Source organism: Streptomyces venezuelae (assembly GCF_008642355.1).
Lineage (GTDB): Bacteria > Actinomycetota > Actinomycetes > Streptomycetales > Streptomycetaceae > Streptomyces > Streptomyces venezuelae_B.
Window position 1 is genome coordinate 2799431 of sequence record NZ_CP029193.1, and the last position, 20529, is coordinate 2819959.

Sequence of the window (20529 nt, forward strand, 5' to 3'; positions counted from 1 at the left end):
ACCTGTCGAGCCCTTTGGACGGTCCTGAGCAATGGAACCCCTCACAGAGCATCACCCGGTCAGCGGCCCGGCTGTGTACGGCTTCCTGCGGCTGGTGCGGGTCTCCGCAGCCCGGCACGCGGCACTGGCCGCGTCGCTCACCGAGTACTGCCGCAGCCACGAACTGCAACTGTCCGGCGTCTTCGCCGACCGCCACGTGAGTTCTGGGCCTGACTCCGCGGCGTTCACCGGACTGCTAGACGTGCTCGCTCTGCCGGACGTGTACGGCGTGATCGCCCCGGCTATGTCGCACCTGGGGCCGCAAGCCATAGCCGCTGAACGCAGGCGGCGGATCGAAGCGGCCGGCTCGCGGCTGCTGCTGGTCCGCAAACCCCGCGCCGCCCAGGACTCCGTCTCCCGCAACAGCCCCATCCCCAGCCGCCACCCCGGGACCACCCGCATCCTGGACGCCGAGTCATGAGGACCTTGATGCCCCAGACGACCCAGCGATTCTTCGAGGCCCGGACCGAGTCGGTCGGCCGTGCACAATCCTTCCGCGGGTCGACAACCACACCGCCCCTCCACGCCCGCTATCGTCTCGCCTGGCGCTTCTGCGCCCGTGAACTGACTGGTGGAAATGGGGAGTTCGGGTGACCGAGGTACAGCCAAGCGACCGGATGAGGGGCCTGGGAGTGGTCCAGCTCGGGGCCCCGATCCTGGACGAACCCGCCCGCCGGTTCAACCTGCCCTCCGAGCAAGGCGCGGCCGAGGACACCGTCGACCTCCTCTTCGCCGCGATCGAGCGCATCGCGCAGATCCACCCCTTCGCCAAGGGCATGGGAATCGCTGCCCCCCAGCTCGGCGTCGGCCGCGCCGCAGCTGTCGTCCAGCCGCCCGCACCGGATTCCCGCGCCATCGTGCTTCTCAATCCACGTATAACCGAACGCTCCGAGGGCATGGACGAGCAGTACGAGGGGTGTCTCAGCTTCTTCGACGTCCGCGGTCTAGTGCCGCGCCCGCTGGCGGTGACAGTCGAGACCACTGCTCTGGACGGCAGCACCGTCACCACCGTCTACGAGCGCGGCCTCGCCCGGCTGATCCAGCACGAAATCGACCACCTCGAAGGTCTGCTGTACACCAGCCGCATGCGCGCCGGCGTCGAACCGCTACCGGTAGCGGAGTACCGCCAGACCGGATACTCCTGGGGATACGAGCAGTAGGCTGCGGCCTCGCTCAACCGCGCAGCGCCAAGCACCGGAGAGGGAGGAGTCCCTCCGTGGGGCATTAGCCGTTCCTCATCCCCTTCGGTAACAACGGCTCCAGCACATCACAGGGACCACTTGCAACGCAGGGCCTCGAACCTTTCCGGGCAGGACGATCTCGTCCCCTGCATCGCCTCTGACGCCGTCAGGGGTGACGGCCCTGGAGTGTTCATGCACGGTCGGGCCGCTCCGGGTGGCAGATGCCGCACGTCTTGAAGCGTTCGCCGCCCTTGGGGCCAGTGCGCTCCGCGATCCAGGAGGCGGCTTCGTGTCGAGCGAGCACCGTGCACGCCTCACCAGGAATGCCCGCAGAGTCGTCGTGCACAGACCATTTGAGCTGCTGGGCATATTCTTCGGGATCGATCTCACCCAAGTTCGTGAACAAGAGCCCGCATGTTTGGCCCAGCGACTCCACATGACGGCACGTGATCCGGTGAAGGGTGGAGCGGATGGCGGCCCATGGATGGGCAGCCGGATCACGGTATCGCTCGCGCTGCACGAGCACCTGGTGGAGTCGGCGGTCGAAATCTGGTTTGCGGGCGATGCACTCGTCGCAGTCGCCGTAGCAGCGAGCCAGCGCACGCATGTCGGGGTCGGCTTCCTGGGGGTCGCAGGCGAGTACAACCTTGTCCGCCGCGGATGCAAGGAGTCTGCGGGCCCTTTCGACGGTGAGCTCGCCGGCAATGACCTTGTCCATGAGCGCGAGGATCGCGGGCACTTCGACAGCAGCCCCCCAGCCTTCGAGGTGACGTCTGTCCTTGGGGTAGTCGCCGCCCCAGGTGAAGCGGATGTTCTTGATCGGCTTGTCACCGATGTTGAAAACTACGTGCCTTGTCTCCATAGCGCAGTCCGCTCACCCGTGCGCGGCGGGCATACGAGCGCCGGCGATTGTCTGGAGAAGGCCCTTCCTGGTCACAGCAAGGGCGCCGCTGGCATGCAGGTGGTGCGCGTGGACACGCAGTTCGTCCGGTCCGACCCCTGCTGTGGCCGCGAACTCAGCTACCGGCAGAGCCTTTCCCTTCTGCCCGCCGGGGTCGAGCACGCCGATCACGTCCTGCCGCAGAACCTGGTCCAACAGCGCAGCCGACTCTGGGATGCTGCCGCCATAGATCGGGAGCAGTTCCTCCATTGCCCGAAAGAACTGCACAGTCTCTGGTGGCGCGGTGGGCTCCAACATGAACGTGCCCGTGATCGGGTTCGGCTCCATCCGCTCTCCCCAGAACACGCCCAAGGCGCGCATCCCGGGTTCCAGCAGGCGTTGACGCTTGTGCTTACGAGCTTTCTGTCGCCCCACGGAGTCTCCTAGCAGCCGGTCATACCCACGCCGCGCAGGGGGCGGCGCTCGCGCTCTTGCAACAGCCGCACCGCGCTGAGAGTTTCGCCCCGTGATGTTCCACCGCCCAAATGACGCGATGCCTTCGCCATACATCTGGCGGCTGGACGCCACCGCCAGTGCCGCCCGCACCGCCCAGGCGGGCGCCCGGCTCAGTGGACGGTGGAAGTGCTCAGCGAGGAGGTGTGCCACGCCTGGGCCCAGGGCTACACGGAGACCGGCAGGGCCGCCCTCGTCGCCACCTACGATACGTTCGCCCCGATCGCCCTTAGCCTCATCCGCCGGTCAGCGGCTATCGCCCAGTGCCGCCCGGACTGTGGACGGGCCGGTGAAGTCCTTGGCGAGGGCGTCCATGATGACCTCGTCGCAGATCTGGCCGAGCCAGTAACCGGCCTCGCGCATCGTCCCGACTGTGCGAAAGCCGGCCTTCTCGTAGGCACGGATGCCGGCGGTGTTCGGGGCGAGGGCCTTGAGCCAGACCATCCGCAGGTTGGTGATGTGGAAGGCGTAGTCGAGGATGAGCCGGGTCGCTGCGGTTCCCAGTCCGTGGCCGCGGGCCTCACGGGCGAGCATGATCACGTACTCGGCGGTCCGTACGGAGTGGTCCGGCAGGAGCGTGGCGACGCCGGCGGGCGTTGGGGTGTCGGTGCTCAGGTCGTAGATGGTGAAGCGGATGTTCTCGCCGCGGAGCTGGTGGGTCATGCCCTCGGTGCGGGCTTCGAGGGACTCGGGGCTCTGGCGGCCGTAGCCGACGAGGAGTGCGGGGTCCTGCTCCCAGCGCCAGTACGTTTCGACCAGGTCGGCGCGGTAGGGGCCGAGGGCGCACGTATCGGTGCTGAGCCACAGGGTCGGCTCAGGGCTGGTGCTGATGATGGCCTCCGATGGTGAGGGCGGGCGTGTAGGCGAGCGTCGAGGGCGGTTCGGCGACGGGGGCGCCGTCCTCAGTCTCTACCCAGGCGTGCAGCCGAACGGGATCCGGCGCGACGCCGTGGCACCAGGTGACGGACAGCCGCCGCGCCGCCAGGAGGATCACGGTGGCGGCGGACTCCTCCAGACAGGCCGTTCGGGCCGGGGAGTACCAGCAGGCGTGGCGCACAGCGAGGACTGCGGCCCTCGCCTGAGCTGGGGTCGCTGGGCGGCGGCACCTTGACGCGGTGGTGTTCAGCGCGATGGTGATGCGCTGCAATGGGGCAAGGCGGACGAGACCGCAGTCGCCCTGCTCGCCGCTCACCGGGAAGCACCGGCTGAGGTCCGCGACCGCCCCAGCATGCGCGCCATCGTCACCGAGCTCGCCGACCACCATCCCCGCACCGCCAGCGTCCGACAACTGACTGCTGCCTTGCATGCGCGCAGCGCCTGAGTGCGGCTGCCCACCGAGACGGCTAAGGCGGGCCGATCAGTCCGCAGTGTGGCGCGCGAAGAAGCCGGTCTCGGCTTCTGACATGCGGCGTAGTGCCCCCGTCTCCAGGTTGAAGGCAGCCATCTTGGTCGTCGCCTCGGCGTACGTATGCTCGGCGTCCCTGATGGCGTATCCGAGCTCGAGCCGCGCGCCTCGGCAGGTAACGACCCAGACATCGACGTCAACCGGCTGATCGCGGTAGTCCAGCGGCTTCTTGTAGTCGATGACGGACTGCTGAACGACGAAGGCGTGGCGCCGCCGCTCAGCCTCGTCCGTCGGCAGCAGCTCCTGGACCATCCGGGTGCGTGCTTCTTCGAGGTAGGTCAAGTAGCGGGAGTTGTTGACGTGGCCGTAGCTGTCGGCATCGGCCCAGCGCAGCGGGAGCGCGTAGGTGAACTTCGGCATGAGGGTCTTCCTGTGCAGGTGACGGGTGCGTAGCAGAGGGCCGCTCGTCCGGGAGCCGCAGCTGTCGGCGACTCCCGGACAAAGCCCGAGGGGCTAGAACTGGCCGGTCTCCCGGGCCGCAGCGCCGCCATCATTCTTGATCTTGTTGAGGACCTCGCGCAGCACACGCTGCTCGGTATCGCGCTCTTCAAGGAGCTGCCCGATCCGCGCGGTGGCCGCAGCAGCGTCAGCCGGCAGCGCGACACGCACCAGCTGGAGCACTTCGGCGAGGCACGCTCCGTGGATGGCCTCGCGCGGCACGCGCGCAATGACGGTGGCGGGCCGCACGTGCGTGACGGACCAGATGCCAGCGGCCTCTTCCACTGCCCACACCACGGTGCTCTGCTCCGGCGCGAGCGTCAGCTGGGCGTCGGGCCCCATGAGCTTGCTGATCGCCGGCATCGGTACGCCGTTCGCCCCGGCCAGCTCGGCCGCCTCGTCAGGGGTCGACACGACCGTGCGGGACGCGAGGGCTGCCGCCTCGCGACGCCAGCGGGTGGCGGCGTCCTCGGCCACGCGGTTCTGCTCGTGCCACTGCGCCGCTTCGACGTCATCCTGGTTCGCCGCGGTGGCAGCCCAGGCATTGCGGGTACCTCCGAGCGCATCGCGCTCGCCCTCGCCGCCTTCGACCCAGGTGATCACGACGAAACGGCACTGCGGCATGGACGCCGGGTAGAGGACGTGGCTGACGACCTCTATGGTCTCCCAGTCGAGCGCCGCGACGTTCATGCGGAACACGTGGCCGTCACGGGTCTCACCCATGGACTTCTCGGTGTCCCAGACGTGCAGGACGTCAGGGTCCTTCTTGACCTTCTCGATCAGCTCACGCAGCTCGGGGTCGTCCCCGCGGGTGGCCTCGGCGAACTTCAACATCTTCACGTAGGCCGAGGCGTGCATGTCCCAGTCCTGGTACTGAACGCGCGCTTCGGGCGACGTCAGAGCCCACAGGATGAGGTTCGCCCCCGGCTCCATCACCCAGGGCCACCACTCTGCCATCGCCGAGTTGAAGCCAAGGATGTTCCAGTGCTGGTCGCACAGGTAGGCAGGGCTCGGCATCTGCCGGTCGATGAGCAGTCGCAGCGCCTTCTGTAGCTGAGGCTGGCTGCTGCCGCGCGGCGCGATCAGCGTTGAGCCGATGTTGTGCAGCGTGAGGGCGTGGCGCCCTTCGTCGTCCAGACCGAAGAGTTCCGCCAGCGACTCGAACTGCGCCGGAGTGAGCCTGGGCGGCACCGCACCCTTCTCGATCTTGCGATACGTGCGTACGGAGATCCCCATGGCCTTGGCCGTCCGGGCCTGCGTGGGGCGTCCGGGGGCCGCCTTTCGCCACTGAAGCAGTAGGGCACCGAAGCCCATGTACTGGCCGGCAGGCTGCTGGGCTGCGCCAATCTTTCCTGAAATACCTTCGTCCGCACCGCCGTTACTGCTGGTGTCGTGCGCATATGGGACCACGAGAAACCTGCCTTACGCCTCTGAGAAGCCTTTCGCTCTTCTCGGGCACGAAAAGGGTCCGGTCTTGCACACCGGATCCCCCGCCCGAAGCCCCCTGCAGGAACGATACGCAATATTTAAATGATCTTGACCACGTGTGGAGTGGGCCACAAACGCCCCCAGCACCCTGGTTCAACCTCGAACAACTTATGTCTGACACTGCGGAACGTTCACCCCCGAATCGGGCGGTCCGGATGATCGTTTAGCACCCTCAGAGGAAAAAGCGGCAAAACGTTGCCGCTTTTCATCAAACCCCTCCGGGATCGGTCTAGACCTGTTTCACTATGCGTCAACATAGCGCCCCGAACCCCTCACTCCCCTTGCGCTGTAAGCGACTTACGGGAGCGTAGGTATACGGAGGTCCGCATACTCGCCGGGCGACCTATCCAGGTAAATCGGGCAAAAGATCACCGTTGACGCCCCTGGCGGGGCTTGGCTTAAATCGCTGTGACCAGCCGGTTCAACAAACTGTGGTCAGGCGACACGCTAGGGGGGCACCGTGAAGATCATCTCCGAGTGCATCGGAACGATCAAGGTGCTGCCCGCGTTCCGACCCGCTGCCTCCATCCGCAGGCGCAGGTGCCGACGCCCTCCCCAGCGACTTGTAGAGAGTCCTTTAGCAAGGTCTGGATCTTGCCGCGAACCCTGCATATGTTCGTCGTCCCCCGCCGGGCACCCCGCCCGGCCGTAGACGGCACAAGGAGCCCTATGCAGAACGCGCGATTTAGCCGGGCGGCATAGCCCAAGAAACAGCGACGGCGCCCAAGGAGCCACTAACTCCCGGACGCCGACCGCTAGATGACACTCCAGCCCCGGCAAGGGCTCGGAGATTACCCACCTCACCGCACCGGACCTTTCCTACGGGCACCCCGGCGCGGGTTTCACTACGGAGGAGAGTCTTACATGCCGCCTGCCCTGCGCAAAAGGCCGGGATCCCCGGCCAGCGCGGCAGCCACCCTCACCCACCCCGCCTATTCGCCGCGGCCCTCGTCTGGCGCGCACCGCGCGACGGCGGTGCCCCGATGAGCGGGCAGGCACGGAAGTGGGTGTGGGGGAGCAGCGCCAGCCGTGGCACGGCCCGCCTGGTCCTGCTGTCGATCGCCGACCGGATTCCCGACGCGCAGTGCGTCGCCTACGCGTCCGTCACCGAGCTGATGGAGCGGACGAACGCCAGCCGCAACGCCGTGCGCACCTCGCTGGCCCTGCTCGCGGACGCCGGTGAGCTGGAGATCCTCGACGATTACGAGGGCCCGCAGCACAGCACGGTCTACCGCATGCCGCGCCCCGCTGCCTGGCTGGCGAAGGTCGCGGCGGCGCAGAAGGCCGATCCCGACCTGCGGATCGAGGACGTCGAACCCCTGACGGACGCCGACCCCGCACCCGCCCTCAAGGACCTGGACGACGAGCTGCTGCGCAAGCACCGCATCCGGCGCACGACAGGGTCAGAAACGGGCCCCCGTCGTCAGAATCTGACCGGGTCAAAATCTGCACCCCCTCGTCAGAATCTGACCCCCCGCAGGGTCAGAAACCGACCCCCCTCCGGGTCAGATTCTGACCCCCAGAACTGTAGTGAACCGAAGGTGAACCGTAGGTACAGCAGCAGCAGTGCTGTCGACCTCACCACGGCCACCGACTGGCAGGTCGACGAAGCGAGCCTGTCCTGGGCCCAGCAGCAGGGACACCTGGAACGCCTCGGTGAGCAGGGCCTGCAGGCCGCCGACGCGAAGTGGCGCCACTACCGCGCCGCCTGGAGCCCTCGCTCCGCCGCGGCCTGGGCTGCCGACTGGCGGTCCTGGATCGACCGAGAGCACACCCCCACACCACAGCGCCCGAACCTCTACGCCCTGCCCGGCGGCACCCCCGCCCCGCAAACCGGCATGACCCGCTCCGAAGCGCACATGGCCGCCCTGCTCGCCGCCGTCGACGAACCGACTGGAACGGAGTAACTACCTTGGACCGCCGCGAAGTTGCTGCCGTACTCACCTACGTCGGCCGCTTGGACCCCCGCACTATCCGCACCGACGCGGGTGAAGCCCGCGACCAGCTCGCCATGTGGCACGAGCTGCTCGCCGACGTTCCCATGACCACCGGCCAGGGCTGGGATGTGCGCGATGTGGTGCGCAAGCGCGTTGTCGCCTCCCCTTATCCGATCCTGCCCGCTGACGTGGCCCGCGAGTGGAACGCCCACTACCGCGACCGCCTGGGCCGACACACCGATCCGACGCCGACGGCCGACCCCGACGACCCGCGCGCCTGGCGGGCGGAACTCGTCGCGACCCGCGACGCCGTCGTGACCGGGCGGATCGCGCCGACGCCGCACCGCGGGGTGACGGCCGGGGAACCGCAGCCCGGCCTGAAGAAGATGCTCAAGGCCGTCGGCGCCTACGTCCCGGATGCCGTACGAGCGGAACTGGCACCCTTCCGGCCCGCCCGTGCCGCCCGTGAAGCCGCCATCGCCGCCGGCGGGCCCGACATCTTCAGCGTCCCGTGCGAGAGGTGCAGCGCCCCCCAGGGTGAGCCCTGCCGCGAGCGGAGCGGCGGAGGTGTCCGCAACCGGAACACCAAACCTCGCATCGAGCCGCATCCGGTCCGCGTCGAGGACGCCCTGGCCGCTCAAGCCCAAGCCCTACCTGCCTGACCCGGCCGCCACCGCTCCACAGAAACGTTCCGCCACGCGGTACGGCACGCCGCCGTACCCCGAGCCCGCCACGAAGCGCCCCCGCCGCACCCCAGCCGACCCAGGTGCCGAGCGACCGCCGACCAAGGCGACTTCCGGAGACTGTCTTGCGCCACATCACCACCAACGACACCTCGGCTCCAATCCTGCGGGGCATCGCCGACCACAGCTGGCAGGCCCGCGGCCTGTGCCACGGCATGGTGCCCAAGGACATCGACGAGCTGTTCTTCCCCGGAGCCCGCGCCCGCGCGGCCATCGACGAGGCCAAGTCGATCTGCGGCCGGTGCCCGGTGAAGAAGGCGTGCTTCGACTACGCCCTGGATAACGAGATCCGCCAGGGCGTGTGGGGCGGGCTCACCGAGGCCGAGCGTCGCCCCTGGCACGCCAAGGTCAACAAGCGCCTGGACTACAGCCGGGTGAAGGCCGCCTTCGAGGGGCGCGACGTCCACCTCAGCGACGCCGAGCGCGAGGCCGTCACCCGCCATGCCTACGTCCGCGGCTGGAGCCCCGAGCGCCTCGCTTACACGCTGCGCCTCGACCTCGACTGGGCCCGCGACCTGATGCGCAACGCCGCCCACGCTGTCGCCGACCGCGACCGCTACTGGGACCAGGCCGACGACGAGACCGCCGAGGACGACGACGCCGCCTCGTCGGTCCAGGTGCCCCGCCAGGTGCAGACCGACTCCCTGATCGCCGCCCTCCGAAAGGCCGCATGACTCACCCCATCTCCATGTCCTTGCCCTACGGCATCGATCCCGTCTACCTGGTCGCGGCCCTCGGGCTGCTCGCCCTCGCGCTGGCCGGCTGGTCGTTCCGGCGCAACCGGAACCGCGCGGACGGCAGGCGCGTCGGCACCCCCGCGGTCTGGGTCTCCGCACTCGCCGCCCTCAACTGCACCATCTACTCCGCCGACACCAGCTGGCGGTTCGCGGCCGACTACCTCGACATGGCCGGCACGGTGGAGCGCGCCATGATGTTCAGCGCGGGCGAGGCCGCGCTGTTCGCGACCGCACTGATGGCCCGGCAGAACCTGAAGACCCAGGGGGCGCCCGGACTGCCCGGCGCCCTGGTCTGGGTGATCACCGGGGTGCAGGTCATCCCGGCCTACGCCGAGTCGGCCGCGGTCGGCGGCACCGTGCGCGCCTTCGTCGGCCCGGTCATGGCCGCCGTGCTGTGGCACCTGGCCATGGGCATCGAACTGCGGCTGCACAAGCCGGACGCCACCTCGCAAGGGCTTCTGGCCACGCTCGGACGCGAAGCACGAGAGCGGCTCCTCTCCCGCCTCGGCATCGCCACCCGCAACCGCGATGCCGCGCAGATCACCAAAGACCGTGCGTCTCGGCGGGCCGTGGCCCTTGCCTCCCAGCTGGCCGGCATGTCGGTGGCGGATCGCGAGAAGGACACCCGGGTCACCCGTCGACTTCAGGCCGCGCTCACGCGGGCGGAAGTCGGCACCGATCCTCGCCAGCGCCAGGCGTTCTTGGAGGAGCTGGCCGCCCGTCGGCACGCGGCCACCCTCGCGACCATCGATCTGCCCTCGCCGTGGGTGAAGGCTCCGGATACCAAGAACGCCGGTCTCGGGAACGGCTACCCGCTCGCCCCGTCCCCATCGATGCTGTCGGCGGCCGAGAAGCCGATGGGGCGACGGGCGAGTGCGGTCCCCGACGACGGTCCCCAAAGCAGTGGGGACGGGGACCGTGCGGAATCAGGGACGGGGACGGTAGCCGAAGGGGACCGTCCCCTCACCGTCCCCGACGACAACGGGGACGGCGTCACTGAGCCCGTCTCGAACCTGCCGAGCGAGGGGACGGGGACGGCGCTCGGGGACCACGGCGACGTGTCGGCCACGGGCGCAGCAGCCGATGTCGACATCGAGGACTCCGCCACGGACGCTCGCGAAGCTGCTGCTCAGGGCGCTATGGGACCGTCCCCAGCAGCCGTCCCCGACGGCGGCGGGGACGGCACACACTCGGAAACGGGGACGGGGACGGGGACGGGGACGGGGACCGAAGGGGACCGTCCCCACACCGTCCCCAACGACAACGGGGACCGCGCACACCCGGACACGGAAACGGGGACGGGGACCGAAGGGGACCGTCCCCACACCGTCCCCAACAACAACGGGGACGGCACACACCCGGACACGGAAACGGGGACGGGGACCGAAGGGGACCGTCCCCACACCGTCCCCAACAACAACGGGGACGGCACACACCCGGACACGGAAACGGGGACGGGGACCGAAGGGGACCGTCCCCACACCGTCCCCGTGCGCCGGAAGCCGAAGCCCAAAGCGAAGGCGCAGCGGAGCCGGCCGGGGGGCGGTAAGTCTCAGCGCCCTCAGCGCAAGGGGCTGAGTCCCGAAGAGACGGCCGACCTGGTGCGTCCCCACGTACCCGCGCTGCTGGAGCGCGATGGGACCGAGGTCATCACCCGTCCCCAGCTGCGGGAAATCCTCCGCTCCCTGAACCTCGCGGGCGGCCGGAACTCGAACATCACGCGGCTCCTGCAGCTGCTGAGGTCCGAGACGAACACCACCACGGCAAGGAGCACGACATGAAGACCTGCCTCAGGTTCGACCGCATCAAGGCCGGCTTCGAGAAGGACGTCCTCTTCCTGCGCGGGCACGCCGAGCGCCACGTGGGGTCGCCAGCGGCGAGGACCAGCGCGAAGCACGCCATCTCCGTGAAACGGAACATGGCACGGGCCCTGAACACGCACCTCGCCCGCTGCCGCGAGTGCGGCTGACGCCTGCGAAAGCCCAGGTCAAACCCCTAGATCCTCATTCGTCATGGTGGCCCGGCCTCGGTCGGGCCACCGCGCCTGCCCCGGAGGGACCGTCATTCCTGCCCGCCACCCGCGCACGCACGCCCCCTCGATCGCCGAGGCCGGCGCTTGGGCGGACGTACTCGTGCGCCACCAGCTGCTGCACGCCGCAGTCCTGGCCCCGAACGGCCAGTGGCTCGTCCAGCACCACCCCCACTCGGCCGTCGAGGTCCTCGCCGACCCGACCGCCATGGTCGATCTGGCCGCCGAGATCCAGCACCGCATCCGCTCTACGAGGAACCAGAACCGATGACGAACCTGACGACAAACCCCGCTCCCGAGCCCGATAAGCCGGAAGCCAACTCGACCTCAGCGGGAGCAAGTTGGTGCGAGAGTCAGACTCCCGTTGGGAGTCTGACTCTCGCGTCCTCCGCCCCGGGGGTGGCGGAGGCGGTCCAGCGCCGGGGGGCACTGGACCGGGGGGATGCGACCGAGGGCGGCGCGCATCCCAAGGAGGAGACGACTCACCCGTGCCACAACCCGCACTGCGCCCAGCACGCGAGTGCGCCGCCGAGCCAGCCACCTGCTCGTAACCGCACGCCGAAGACCAAATCCAACAAGCGCAAGCATCGGATCACCAGCCGATTCAACGACGCCGAGAATCAGTCCGTGCTCGATGCCGCGGCAGCGTGCGCCATGACGCCCTCCGGCTTTCTCGCCCATGCCGCACTCAGCGCCGCAGACGACCTCACCCGTACGGAAGCCGAGGTCGCCGGCCACCGTGAAATGACACGCCGACTGTTCGCCCTGGGCCCCGCGCTGAGCCGGATCGGCAACAACCTCAACCAGGTTGCGGCAGCCCTGAACCGTGACGAGCCGGCGCCGCAGGCCCAAGCGGTCCTCGACGGTGTCGACCAGGTTCGCCTGGAAGTCCAAGCGTTCATCCAGCACTACCTGGACAGCGAGCGACCGGCAGCATGATCCCCTCAGTGAACGACATGGGTGACGACACCCATGGCCTGCTGAAATATCTGTACGGCCCCGGCAAGGCCGAGGAGCACATCGACCCCCACCTTGTCGCCGCATGGGACAACCTGGCTCCCGATCCCGGCCGCAACGCGGACCGCAAGGCGGCGCTGCGCGCCCTGCAGATCCTCCTCGACCAGCCCGTCATGGCCTTGCCCGAAACCGAACGGCCCGCCGAACACGTCTGGCACCTGTCCGTACGCGCCGCGCCCGAAGACCCGATCCTCACCGACGAGCAGTGGGCGGACATCGCCCGCCGCATGGTCTCCGCCACCGGCATCGCGCCCGAGGGCGACGACGCCGCCTGCCGCTGGGCGGCCGTCCGCCATGCCGACGACCACATCCACATCGTCGCCACCGTCGTCCGCCACGACGGCCGCCAGGCCCGCATCCGGCGCGACGGTGCCCGCGCCCAGGCGGAAGCCCGGAAGATCGAAATCGACTACGACCTGCGCCGGGTGAACACCGGGGACGGAACCGCCGCCAAACGCCCGAGCAGCGCCGAACGTCATAAGGCGAACCGCCAGGGCAAGGAACGCGCCCCACGCGAGGAGCTGCGTGAGACGGTGCGCCGCGCCGCCGCCGGCGTCGCCAGCGAGGAGGAGTTCTTCGACCGTCTGGCTGCCGCTGGCCTCCTGGTTGATACGCGCGCCGCGCCCTCCGGTGATCTGCTCGGCTACAAGGTCGCGCTGTCCGATGACCGCAACGAGGACCAGGAGCCGATCTACTATTCGGGCTCCACGCTCGCGGCCGATCTCTCCCTGCCTCGCATCCGCGAACGCTGGGCGAACAACGCCTCCGAGCCCGGCCGGGACGCCGCCACGGATCGCTCCTCCGGATCGGACCCCATCAGCCCCTCGGACGCGCGCCGCCAGGCGGCGACGGCGTCGTGGCAGGCCGTACTCGTCATCGACCAGGGTGAGGACGGGCAGATTTCCGGCCTGATCGCGGCGGGCGGCGAGGTCCTCGACGCGCTCGCCAAGACCTCGGCGTTGAACACCCGGCGTGAACTGCGCGACGCCGCCTTCGTGTTCGAGCGGGCGACCCGTTCCCACATCCGGGCGGAGCGCCAGCACGCCCGCGATCTGCGCAAGGCCGCCCGCGACCTCGTCCAGGGCGGGCCGGCACTCGGGCGGGTGGAGGACGGTGCCACGACCGCCATGCTGATCGACATGGTGTTCTTCCTGGTCACCGCCACCGCACAGTGGCACGCGATGAAGGGGCACGCCCAGCAGGCCGCTGCTGCGCGCCAGGCCGCCGAACACCTGCGCGCCGCCTACCAGGCCGCAGCCCCGATGTATCTGGGCGTCATGCGCGACCGCGGCCGGCGCATGTCCCTGCCCCTGCAACGCAAGCAGACGGCCTACCTGCGCCGGGCAGTGCCGGAGCTGGCCGAGCAGGTCCTCGCCGAGCCGGGCTGGTACGCCCTGGCCTCCACCCTCGCCGACGTCGAGCGCGCCGGGCACGACCCGGCCGCGCTCCTGGCCGAAGCCGCCGAGCGACGGGAGCTGGGGACCGCCGACTCGATCAGTGACGTCCTCGTGTGGCGGCTTCGACGGATGGCAGACCTGCCCGCTGACGCTTCCGCAACGCCCCCCACCCCGGAGAAGCACACCACGGCGCCGAGCCGCCGCGGGCACACCCGCACCGCGACACCCTCTCGCACGCCGGGGCCGGGGACCGAAGGCACACGAGAGCATCGGCGGTGAACAAGGCGTTCAGACCAGGACGGCAACCATCGCGACGGCCACGGTAGCTCCCGCGATGCACAGCATCACGGTGCGCATGGCCGGCACCCGACGAGGAGCTGGCGACGACACATCTCGAGTGCCGTCGCAGGCACAGCCCGGAGCATGCGGCAGGAACGGCGAGTCCATCCAATAGGCGCCCCGCAGTTGCGGCGAGACGACGGGCAAAGGGGAGCTGGGCATACTCGGACAACGCCGCGTCCCTCCCGGCGGTACGGGCCGCAATGCATTTGTAACGAGAGGCCCGCTCGCGTCCGCTTCGTCTCTGCGCGCCCTCGGAAATGCCGGTCTCACTTCACGAATTCTAGAGTTGCAGCAGGTCAGCGACTTGCGGCACTCTCCTCGTGCAGGCGAGATGACAGAGATGGAGACGGCATGTTCCGACGCACGACCCGAGCGGACCGAGAGTTCCGTGAAGCCCAGCGAGCCGGCCAGGCCCTGCTGGCCATGCACACCGAGTGGCCCGAGGCTCTCGCCCCGGTCGCCGCGCCGGCCGAGGCCACGGTGGTGCCCGACTTCCTGCCGCCGGAGTTCCGCGCGCCGTGCCGCCAGGACGTCTCGGGCTTCATGATGCGCTGGGACGTCCCGCTCGTCATCGACGGCGAAGTCCACGCCTGCCACTGCGGCGCGTACCGGAACTGGATCGTCTTCAACATGCACGACGACTCCGTGTGGCTGCGCTGCAAGGACGGCCACGAGACGCACGAGACCCGGTTGGACACCGCCTGGTACAACCGCAACTCCGGTCCGGTCGACCACTTCCACCCCAACCTCGAAGACGGCCTGCGCCACCTCGGCCACTGACGACGCCAAACCCCTTCCCCCACCCCTGCGTTCATCGGCACCCGGAGGGCCGATCCGGTCAGACCATCCGTCTCGCATCACCAAAGGGGTTTCACTTATGCGCCGCTCCACCACGACCGTCCTCGGCCTCGGCGCCGTCTTCACCACCTTCACCCTGACCGGCTGCGCCGGCCACGCCGCACCGTCCGACACCTCCGCCTCCGCATCCGCACACCCGGGTGGCAGCACCGCGGCGGCGTCCGTGCCGCTGTCCTCGGCCCAGCTGCACCAGCGCCTGCTGAACATCGGCGATCTGGGCGAGGGCTACACCCGGAAGCCCGAGCCCCCTCGCCGCAACGACGACGTGACCGTGATCGGCTGCCCGGCCCTGGAAAAGCTCGGCAGCAGTGCTGCCACCGGCTCCGGCCTCGACTTCGCGCGCAAGGCGAAGGCGTCATTCACCTACAGCGGCAGCAGCTCCTCCGAGGTCAGCGAGGAGCTGTACAGCGACAGCCCGGCGAAGCTGTCCACGGGCATCTCGAAGGTCTTCGACGCGATGCTGTCCTGCCCCTCGTACCAGATGGCGTCGGGGAGCACGGCCGTCGACATCGGCACTGCGAAGTCGGCCGCGCCGAACCTCGGCGACGAGCAGTGGAGCCAGCTGCTCACCTTCTCCGCCGGCGGGCAGCGCAGCGTCGTCAAGCAGACGGCGATCCGCGACGGCAGCGTCCTGGTCCTCGTCTCCGGCTCACCGGGCCTCGTGGACACTCACCTGGACAAGGCGCTCGCCAAGGCCCACACCGCACGCTGATCCGCTCCTCCTGCACCCGCCCCGGTGTCCGGGCCCGTTCTTCCGACGGGCCCGGACACCGGGGTTTCGTCGTTCGCGCCGATCAGCCGTCGAGGCGGAGTTCGCCTGGCTCGTATCGGAGTTGGAAGGTCTGGGCGTGCTCGCCGTGCATCCAGTACAGGGTCATGGTCGACAGCATGCTGCGCTTGACGTACCGGGTGCGCGAGGGCATTCCTTCGTCCTGCTCGACGATCCACTTCTCCACCCGCTCCGGCAGCCCGAACCGGAGCGCATATGCGTCGGGGTGCTCGGCGGCGCGCAGTTCCCAAACGGGGTGCGAGGCTGCCTGATTGATGCGGCGCAGACGCACCGCATGTGTGGGGTGCTCTCGCGCGTATTCCACGAAGCCATACAGGTCGTCCGAGGCGAGCCCCAGAACGAACGGCGCTGCGGGAAAGGCCAGAACAAGGCCGAGCTGCGACCGGCTGCGAAGAGCGTCCGCGAGGAAATCGAGGGGACTGCAAATCGCGGCGGGCAATTCCAGCCCTCCCGGATCCATCTGCAAGAGCGGCCCGCGGAGATACGCGCGCATCTCGCGCATCTTCGGCCGCTCACTCGTCGGAGCCGCCTTGAGCACTGGGTGGATCGCGTCGGCCGCGGTCCTTACGAGACTCCGCAGCCCATCAAAGTCCGGTGCAGAAAGGTCGATTAGCGATATCTGGTGGGCCAGCGCATAGTCCTGCGCCTCCGGGGTGAAGCCGGACGTGGAGAAGATCGCGTAGCTGTAGCGGTATCGCGTCCGCGGCCGGCCAGTGCCTGGCGCGGAGAGCGTGGTGGTCTCCGCTTCGTTCACGTCGTGGATCACACCGTGGCCGTTTCGGACCGTGGGAAGACCGACCCGTGTGGTCAGGTACTTCGCCTCGACGAACAAGCGCACCGGCAGGGAGAACGGCGGGACGTACCGGAACTGGCCGAGCGCATCGACCTGATGCCACGCGCCACGTCCACGGACCAGCAGACCGTTCTTGTCCTCCTTCAGTACCTTCCACGGTTCCTTGTCCTGGTCGTCATCGGCCGTGAGGACTTCGAAGCCGCTGGAGCGCAGCAGCCAGGCCAGCACCTCCTCCAGGAGGTAACCGCGCAAGGGCCCGATGCGGATCAACTTGTCTGCCACGACGACGATCCTATGTACGGGCTTGATCTTGGTTCCAGGGGGTGTATCAGGTCTGCGGGGCGGATACGAAGAAGGCCCGGTGGCGCCGCTCCATGAAGGAAACGGCACCACCGGGCCTGAGAGAAGGGGGCATCACGCCCGTAGATCCCGCCGGGGACAGCGGCTACGCGACGCCCGTCATCCGCGGCGGACGACGGTGAGACGGTCCTCCGCTCCCGCCGGCAGTATCCGGCGCGGTACCGGGCCGGGCGCTGCGAGCGAGGAGGCGAAGGCTGCGACCAGTTCGTGCGGGGCGCTCGCGCTGAAGCTCGCGCACCACAGGTACGGCGCCCCGAGGACGGGCTCCGCCCACGCCTGCCACCCCAGAAGGTCATCGCGGGGGTCGGCATCGTGGATGAGCGGCGGCAGTACCTCCAGCGACACGTTCGTGGAGAAGCCAGGGTCCGTTGCGGTCGTGCGCGGGCGGTCCATGTCGCGCAGCCAGCCCCGAGCGCTGAGGGCGGTGAGTACCGCCTCGGCGTTCTCGAGCCCGGCCTCCGGGGTCTCGCTGGCGTCGAGCGCGAGCAGGAAGTCGGTGAGCGCCTCGTGCGGTACGCCGGCGGTGAAGTACGCGTTCCATTCGGTCAGTGCCGAGTCGGGGTGCGGACGGGCCGACATCTGCCAGGCCACCGGGAGGCCGCCCAGCTCGAAGGGGTAGGCGGCGAGGATCCACTCGGCGCCGCGCAGACCATCGGGGCTCACGAAGAGCAGGGTGTTGCGGGAGGTCGGCCACATGCGCCAGCCGAGGTCGGTCAGGGTGTCGCCGATCCGTTCGGCGAGGACACCGTCATCGCCGGCCAGGTGGCGCGGGGTAACCCAGTACATCGGGTCCGGCGAGAGGGGGTGGGAGGAATCGGTGGGGTGGTGCGGGTACAGGGGCGCCTCCGTCAGTTCGGGGTTGTGCTACTGGCCGTTGTCCGAGCCGGTTGCGCCTCGCCTACGGCGCGGGGGTGCCTCGACCGGGCCCTGCCAGGTCAGGACGACGGCCACGGCGGGCGGCAGGGGGAACTGCTCGGCCTCGGGCGACTCGGCGATGTAGACCACCGGCCTCCCGTGCTCATCCACCGACTGCGTCACGCTGCCCATACGGTGGGCCAGGGGGTGGAAGGGGTTGATGGCGAGGCGGGCCGTCGTGTCGCGGTCGAACGCGGACAGTGCGTCGATGAGGTCGCCGACGGTCATCTCGGGCGAGTGCGGTTCCAAGGCGGTCTCCTAGCGGTGGCGGACGAAGCCGCGCGAGCAGGGGCAGGGTACGCGGTGCGTATGTGCAGGGAGGGCGGACGTGCCCGTCACACAGGGCGGGAGGTGGACAGGATTCCGGCCACCACGCCGGCGACCATCTCCGCCGGGGTGTCCGTGCCGAAGGCGATGCGGTAGCCGGGGACCGTCGCGGTGCCGGTGACCGCGATCACCCAGCCTTCACCCGTCACCCAGTCCTCGTCCGGGCCACCGGGTCGGCCGGTCGGGAAGTAGCCGAGGTAGAAGCGGCCGTCGCGCGAGCTGACGTGCACGTCGGCACGGTCGTCGACGATGTGGGTGAAATCGGCATCCGAGAATTGATCGAGCACCTCCGTCGGCTGGCCGGCACCGAGCCTCCAGGAGCGCAGCCGCGAGGCCGCGACAGTGGTGGCAAATCCAGGTTGCGCCGCATCCAACGCCACAGAATCACCTCTCTGACCTGGGGTTCTTTCGGAAGGTCGTTCAGGTTCACATAGCGTTGCGGTGTCCACCAGTCCTTTGGACGATCTTCCTTGTCTGCCCCCGGCGAACTGCCGTCCTTCCCGCCCGTTGGCCAGGCTCGGGCCTCCTGCTGCACGCCAGGCCCGCTACTCTCTTGCGGCTATGGAGATCCCGGAGCCGACCGGTCCGCCGTACATCGATCCGGATTGCCCGGACCCGAAGCGTCCGGTCTGCGGGATCTGCCCGGCCCTCCTGTATCCGCGCGGGCAATTCGTGGTCTACAGCCGACCCTCGTGGGAGTGCCCGTTCCACCCGGAGAACGGACACCGGTATACCCGCGCGGCCGTGCCGGCCTGCGTCCATCCGGACAAGATCGGTCTGGAGCCCGACAAGATCGCTCCGCCGCCCAAGGTGTTGCCGGACCAGGGTGAGGGGACGACTCGCGGTCCTGGCTGGAAGCGTCCGTGGCGAGATCGTCTCGCGCCGCGACGCCGCCGGTCATGACGTCTGAGCCCGCCAGGACGCGCCGAGTTCTGCGAGGTGCCTCCGGAGATTGCTGCGCTGCTCCTCCAGGTCCTGCGAGGCGGGCGAGAGGAGATAGACGTTGTCGCGGTAGAGACGGAATCCGAGGCTCTCCCACCCGCGGACGATCTTGGCGTTGACGCGATCCCACTCGGCCCGGTCCCTCAGCGCCTGGCTGCTGAGGTCGGAGACGCCGGGCGAACATGCGACGGCTCGACAGCCGGCCATGAGGCGGTGAATCACCTCGCTGCCGAGTACGGCGGCCAAACCGTACCCGCGCCATGCGGAATCCAGCGTCACGCGGTCCATGACGAGCAGGGCGGAGCCGACATAGTCCAGGCGCTCGCTGGCTTCGCTCGTGAAGGAGCCGGTCTCGGGGTCAAGGAGCGCCTTAGCAGTCTCGTACAGTTCCTCGGACTCTTCCTCCATCGCCCAGTAGGCGTTGCGCCCGCGGTCCAGATGGACCCGGTAGAAGGTCATCGACCCGACGGTGGCGTCCGTCGTGCAGGACGGGCAGTCCGCGGCTGCGCAGTCCCCGCCAGCCGATGCGTCCGGCACAGCGTCTTGCGAACGACGGCGGTGGAGGACGGAGACGTTCCACCGCTCCAGCGTGTCAGCTTGCGGGGTGTCCCAGAGTTCGTCGTCGTAGACGATGCGCAGGTGCAGCTCACAGGGGTCACCGGGCAGCGAGGAAGGCTCGTTCACTGCGGAAGCCTAGCGAGGGTACTCGCAGGACCGCGGGGCGCCACGGTCTGCCGTCCTGCCTGACGCTCACGTGTGACGCTGCGGATCCGGCGCGAGCGTGATGGTCATCCAGGGCATCGCCTCATCGCGGTAGCTGTGTCCGACCGGAGTCAGTTCGGCACCGCGAGCAAGGCTGAAGATCGTCACCATGATCATGTCCGAACCGTCCGCCACGGAGGTGAGCTGTGTCCGGCAGCGCTGACAAGATCCCCGGTGCAGGGTCGGCCACGTCGAGAAGTACGACGGCTCTCCTGCGGGACTCGTCCACGTCAGGGCACTCTTACGGAAACCGACCCACGCCATCGCCGGCGCTCCCGAGAGCAGCGTGCAATGCTGACACGAGCACAGGTGAGGGTCGTCCGGAACACCGGATGCCTCGTACGTGTGGTCGCCGCACTGGCAACGCCCTTGCCACAGCGCAGGGACGGAAATCGACTCGGTCACGGGAGACGGCTCCTTGATCCGGGAAGCAAACTTCGCCGCAGTGTGTCGCACACCCACGCGGTCGCGCTGATGTTCGGCACAGCAGGACACGAACGAGCGGGCAGGTCCACCCCTGGCGGTGAACGCCCATACGATCGTTGTCTATCGACTGCCGCTTCGTGCAGCGACGACGAGCGGCCACCCCAGCCGCCAGCGGCGACCACCAACCGCCACAGATAACAGTCGTGTTAC

Annotated in this window: 24 protein-coding genes and 1 pseudogene; 13 read left to right on the forward strand and 12 right to left on the reverse strand. The window is 68.9% G+C overall.

Annotation, left to right across the window (positions count from 1 at the left end; translation table 11 throughout):
- Positions 1–31: 31 nt before the first annotated feature.
- Both DEJ47_RS12870 and DEJ47_RS12875 read left to right on the forward strand, forming a co-directional pair.
- The gene (locus DEJ47_RS12870; RefSeq protein ID WP_150167918.1) at positions 32–460 is read left to right on the forward strand and encodes a hypothetical protein; all 429 of its coding nucleotides are present in this window, start codon (positions 32–34) and stop codon (positions 458–460) included.
- Between the two features lie 211 nt (positions 461–671).
- A complete protein-coding gene (locus DEJ47_RS12875; protein ID WP_223828333.1) occupies positions 672–1199 on the forward strand; it encodes a peptide deformylase in 528 nt (175 codons plus the stop codon).
- A gap of 211 nt (positions 1200–1410) precedes the next feature.
- Here the strand turns inward: DEJ47_RS12875 and DEJ47_RS12880 are convergent, their stop codons facing one another.
- The gene (locus DEJ47_RS12880) at positions 1411–2082 is read right to left on the reverse strand and encodes a hypothetical protein (protein WP_150167922.1); all 672 of its coding nucleotides are present in this window, start codon (positions 2080–2082) and stop codon (positions 1411–1413) included.
- Between the two features lie 12 nt (positions 2083–2094).
- Positions 2095–2535 (reverse strand): hypothetical protein, encoded by a 441-nt coding sequence (locus DEJ47_RS12885; protein ID WP_150167924.1) that lies wholly within the window; start codon positions 2533–2535, stop codon positions 2095–2097.
- 222 nt (positions 2536–2757) lie between these two features.
- Here DEJ47_RS12885 and DEJ47_RS37365 point away from each other — a divergent pair.
- A pseudogene (locus DEJ47_RS37365) lies at positions 2758–2808 on the forward strand (hypothetical protein); the annotation flags it as partial.
- A gap of 51 nt (positions 2809–2859) precedes the next feature.
- Here the strand turns inward: DEJ47_RS37365 and DEJ47_RS12895 are convergent.
- The 4 genes from DEJ47_RS12895 to DEJ47_RS12910 all read right to left on the reverse strand — a co-directional run bounded on the left by DEJ47_RS12895 (position 2860) and on the right by DEJ47_RS12910 (position 5770).
- Complete coding sequence (locus tag DEJ47_RS12895; RefSeq protein WP_317850855.1) at positions 2860–3519, reverse strand: GNAT family protein; 660 nt, start codon at positions 3517–3519, stop codon at positions 2860–2862.
- Positions 3428–3919, reverse strand: coding sequence for a lasso peptide biosynthesis B2 protein (locus DEJ47_RS12900; RefSeq protein ID WP_150167928.1), 492 nt, complete (start codon positions 3917–3919; stop codon positions 3428–3430). The genes DEJ47_RS12895 and DEJ47_RS12900 overlap by 92 nt, the downstream gene beginning before the upstream one ends.
- 51 nt (positions 3920–3970) lie before the next feature.
- A complete protein-coding gene (locus DEJ47_RS12905) occupies positions 3971–4378 on the reverse strand; it encodes an acyl-CoA thioesterase (RefSeq protein ID WP_150167930.1) in 408 nt (135 codons plus the stop codon).
- Between the two features lie 93 nt (positions 4379–4471).
- Positions 4472–5770 (reverse strand): helix-turn-helix domain-containing protein, encoded by a 1299-nt coding sequence (locus DEJ47_RS12910; protein WP_150175592.1) that lies wholly within the window; start codon positions 5768–5770, stop codon positions 4472–4474.
- 1157 nt (positions 5771–6927) lie between these two features.
- Here DEJ47_RS12910 and DEJ47_RS12915 point away from each other — a divergent pair.
- From DEJ47_RS12915 to DEJ47_RS12960, 10 genes are all read left to right on the forward strand, one after another.
- A complete protein-coding gene (locus DEJ47_RS12915; protein ID WP_150167932.1) occupies positions 6928–7851 on the forward strand; it encodes a helix-turn-helix domain-containing protein in 924 nt (307 codons plus the stop codon).
- A gap of 5 nt (positions 7852–7856) precedes the next feature.
- Positions 7857–8543, forward strand: a complete 687-nt coding sequence (locus DEJ47_RS12920) for a hypothetical protein (RefSeq protein ID WP_150167934.1) — start codon at positions 7857–7859, stop codon at positions 8541–8543.
- A 146-nt stretch (positions 8544–8689) separates the two neighbouring features.
- The gene (locus tag DEJ47_RS12925) at positions 8690–9298 is read left to right on the forward strand and encodes a WhiB family transcriptional regulator (RefSeq protein WP_150167935.1); all 609 of its coding nucleotides are present in this window, start codon (positions 8690–8692) and stop codon (positions 9296–9298) included.
- A gap of 14 nt (positions 9299–9312) precedes the next feature.
- Complete coding sequence (locus DEJ47_RS12930) at positions 9313–11142, forward strand: hypothetical protein (protein WP_317850800.1); 1830 nt, start codon at positions 9313–9315, stop codon at positions 11140–11142.
- Positions 11139–11330: a hypothetical protein gene (locus DEJ47_RS12935; RefSeq protein WP_150167939.1), complete on the forward strand. Its 192-nt coding sequence runs from the start codon at positions 11139–11141 to the stop codon at positions 11328–11330. Before DEJ47_RS12930 ends, DEJ47_RS12935 begins: the two co-directional genes overlap by 4 nt.
- Positions 11331–11373: 43 nt before the next feature.
- Complete coding sequence (locus DEJ47_RS12940) at positions 11374–11661, forward strand: hypothetical protein (protein ID WP_150167941.1); 288 nt, start codon at positions 11374–11376, stop codon at positions 11659–11661.
- Between the two features lie 128 nt (positions 11662–11789).
- The gene (gene mobC, locus DEJ47_RS36870; RefSeq protein ID WP_223828334.1) at positions 11790–12329 is read left to right on the forward strand and encodes a plasmid mobilization relaxosome protein MobC; all 540 of its coding nucleotides are present in this window, start codon (positions 11790–11792) and stop codon (positions 12327–12329) included.
- Positions 12326–14083: a relaxase/mobilization nuclease domain-containing protein gene (locus DEJ47_RS12950; RefSeq protein ID WP_150167943.1), complete on the forward strand. Its 1758-nt coding sequence runs from the start codon at positions 12326–12328 to the stop codon at positions 14081–14083. Before mobC ends, DEJ47_RS12950 begins: the two co-directional genes overlap by 4 nt.
- Positions 14084–14497: 414 nt before the next feature.
- Entirely contained in the window at positions 14498–14926 is a 429-nt protein-coding gene (locus tag DEJ47_RS12955) for a hypothetical protein (RefSeq protein WP_150167945.1), read from the forward strand.
- 97 nt (positions 14927–15023) lie between these two features.
- Positions 15024–15716 carry a hypothetical protein gene (locus DEJ47_RS12960; RefSeq protein WP_150167946.1) on the forward strand — a complete coding sequence of 231 codons (693 nt, stop codon included), beginning with the start codon at positions 15024–15026 and terminating at the stop codon, positions 15714–15716.
- An 82-nt stretch (positions 15717–15798) separates the two neighbouring features.
- Here DEJ47_RS12960 and DEJ47_RS12965 read toward each other — a convergent pair whose 3' ends face one another.
- The 6 genes from DEJ47_RS12965 to DEJ47_RS12990 all read right to left on the reverse strand — a co-directional run bounded on the left by DEJ47_RS12965 (position 15799) and on the right by DEJ47_RS12990 (position 20298).
- Positions 15799–16869: a hypothetical protein gene (locus tag DEJ47_RS12965; protein WP_190415386.1), complete on the reverse strand. Its 1071-nt coding sequence runs from the start codon at positions 16867–16869 to the stop codon at positions 15799–15801.
- 177 nt (positions 16870–17046) lie between these two features.
- Positions 17047–17733: a DUF317 domain-containing protein gene (locus tag DEJ47_RS12970; protein ID WP_150167948.1), complete on the reverse strand. Its 687-nt coding sequence runs from the start codon at positions 17731–17733 to the stop codon at positions 17047–17049.
- A gap of 78 nt (positions 17734–17811) precedes the next feature.
- Positions 17812–18090, reverse strand: coding sequence for a hypothetical protein (locus DEJ47_RS12975; protein WP_150175595.1), 279 nt, complete (start codon positions 18088–18090; stop codon positions 17812–17814).
- Between the two features lie 107 nt (positions 18091–18197).
- Positions 18198–18569 (reverse strand): DUF317 domain-containing protein, encoded by a 372-nt coding sequence (locus DEJ47_RS12980; RefSeq protein ID WP_150167950.1) that lies wholly within the window; start codon positions 18567–18569, stop codon positions 18198–18200.
- Between the two features lie 517 nt (positions 18570–19086).
- Complete coding sequence (locus DEJ47_RS12985) at positions 19087–19815, reverse strand: hypothetical protein (protein WP_150167952.1); 729 nt, start codon at positions 19813–19815, stop codon at positions 19087–19089.
- A gap of 66 nt (positions 19816–19881) precedes the next feature.
- Complete coding sequence (locus tag DEJ47_RS12990; protein WP_150167954.1) at positions 19882–20298, reverse strand: GFA family protein; 417 nt, start codon at positions 20296–20298, stop codon at positions 19882–19884.
- Positions 20299–20529 lie beyond the last annotated feature (231 nt).

Excerpts from the sequence above, each read along its gene's own strand:
- DEJ47_RS12870 (WP_150167918.1), top strand. The coding sequence starts at position 32 with ATGGAACCCCTCACAGAGCATCACCCGGTCAGCGGCCCGGCTGTGTAC.
- DEJ47_RS12880 (WP_150167922.1), bottom strand. The coding sequence starts at position 2,082 with ATGGAGACAAGGCACGTAGTTTTCAACATCGGTGACAAGCCGATCAAG.
- DEJ47_RS12900 (WP_150167928.1), bottom strand. The coding sequence starts at position 3,919 with ATGCAAGGCAGCAGTCAGTTGTCGGACGCTGGCGGTGCGGGGATGGTG.
- DEJ47_RS12905 (WP_150167930.1), bottom strand. The coding sequence starts at position 4,378 with ATGCCGAAGTTCACCTACGCGCTCCCGCTGCGCTGGGCCGATGCCGAC.
- DEJ47_RS12910 (WP_150175592.1), bottom strand. The coding sequence starts at position 5,770 with ATGGGCTTCGGTGCCCTACTGCTTCAGTGGCGAAAGGCGGCCCCCGGA.
- DEJ47_RS12915 (WP_150167932.1), top strand. The coding sequence starts at position 6,928 with ATGAGCGGGCAGGCACGGAAGTGGGTGTGGGGGAGCAGCGCCAGCCGT.
- DEJ47_RS12930 (WP_317850800.1), top strand. The coding sequence starts at position 9,313 with ATGTCCTTGCCCTACGGCATCGATCCCGTCTACCTGGTCGCGGCCCTC.
- DEJ47_RS12935 (WP_150167939.1), top strand. The coding sequence starts at position 11,139 with ATGAAGACCTGCCTCAGGTTCGACCGCATCAAGGCCGGCTTCGAGAAG.
- DEJ47_RS12940 (WP_150167941.1), top strand. The coding sequence starts at position 11,374 with ATGGTGGCCCGGCCTCGGTCGGGCCACCGCGCCTGCCCCGGAGGGACC.
- DEJ47_RS12950 (WP_150167943.1), top strand. The coding sequence starts at position 12,326 with ATGATCCCCTCAGTGAACGACATGGGTGACGACACCCATGGCCTGCTG.
- DEJ47_RS12955 (WP_150167945.1), top strand. The coding sequence starts at position 14,498 with ATGTTCCGACGCACGACCCGAGCGGACCGAGAGTTCCGTGAAGCCCAG.
- DEJ47_RS12960 (WP_150167946.1), top strand. The coding sequence starts at position 15,024 with ATGCGCCGCTCCACCACGACCGTCCTCGGCCTCGGCGCCGTCTTCACC.
- DEJ47_RS12970 (WP_150167948.1), bottom strand. The coding sequence starts at position 17,733 with ATGTACTGGGTTACCCCGCGCCACCTGGCCGGCGATGACGGTGTCCTC.
- DEJ47_RS12975 (WP_150175595.1), bottom strand. The coding sequence starts at position 18,090 with ATGACCGTCGGCGACCTCATCGACGCACTGTCCGCGTTCGACCGCGAC.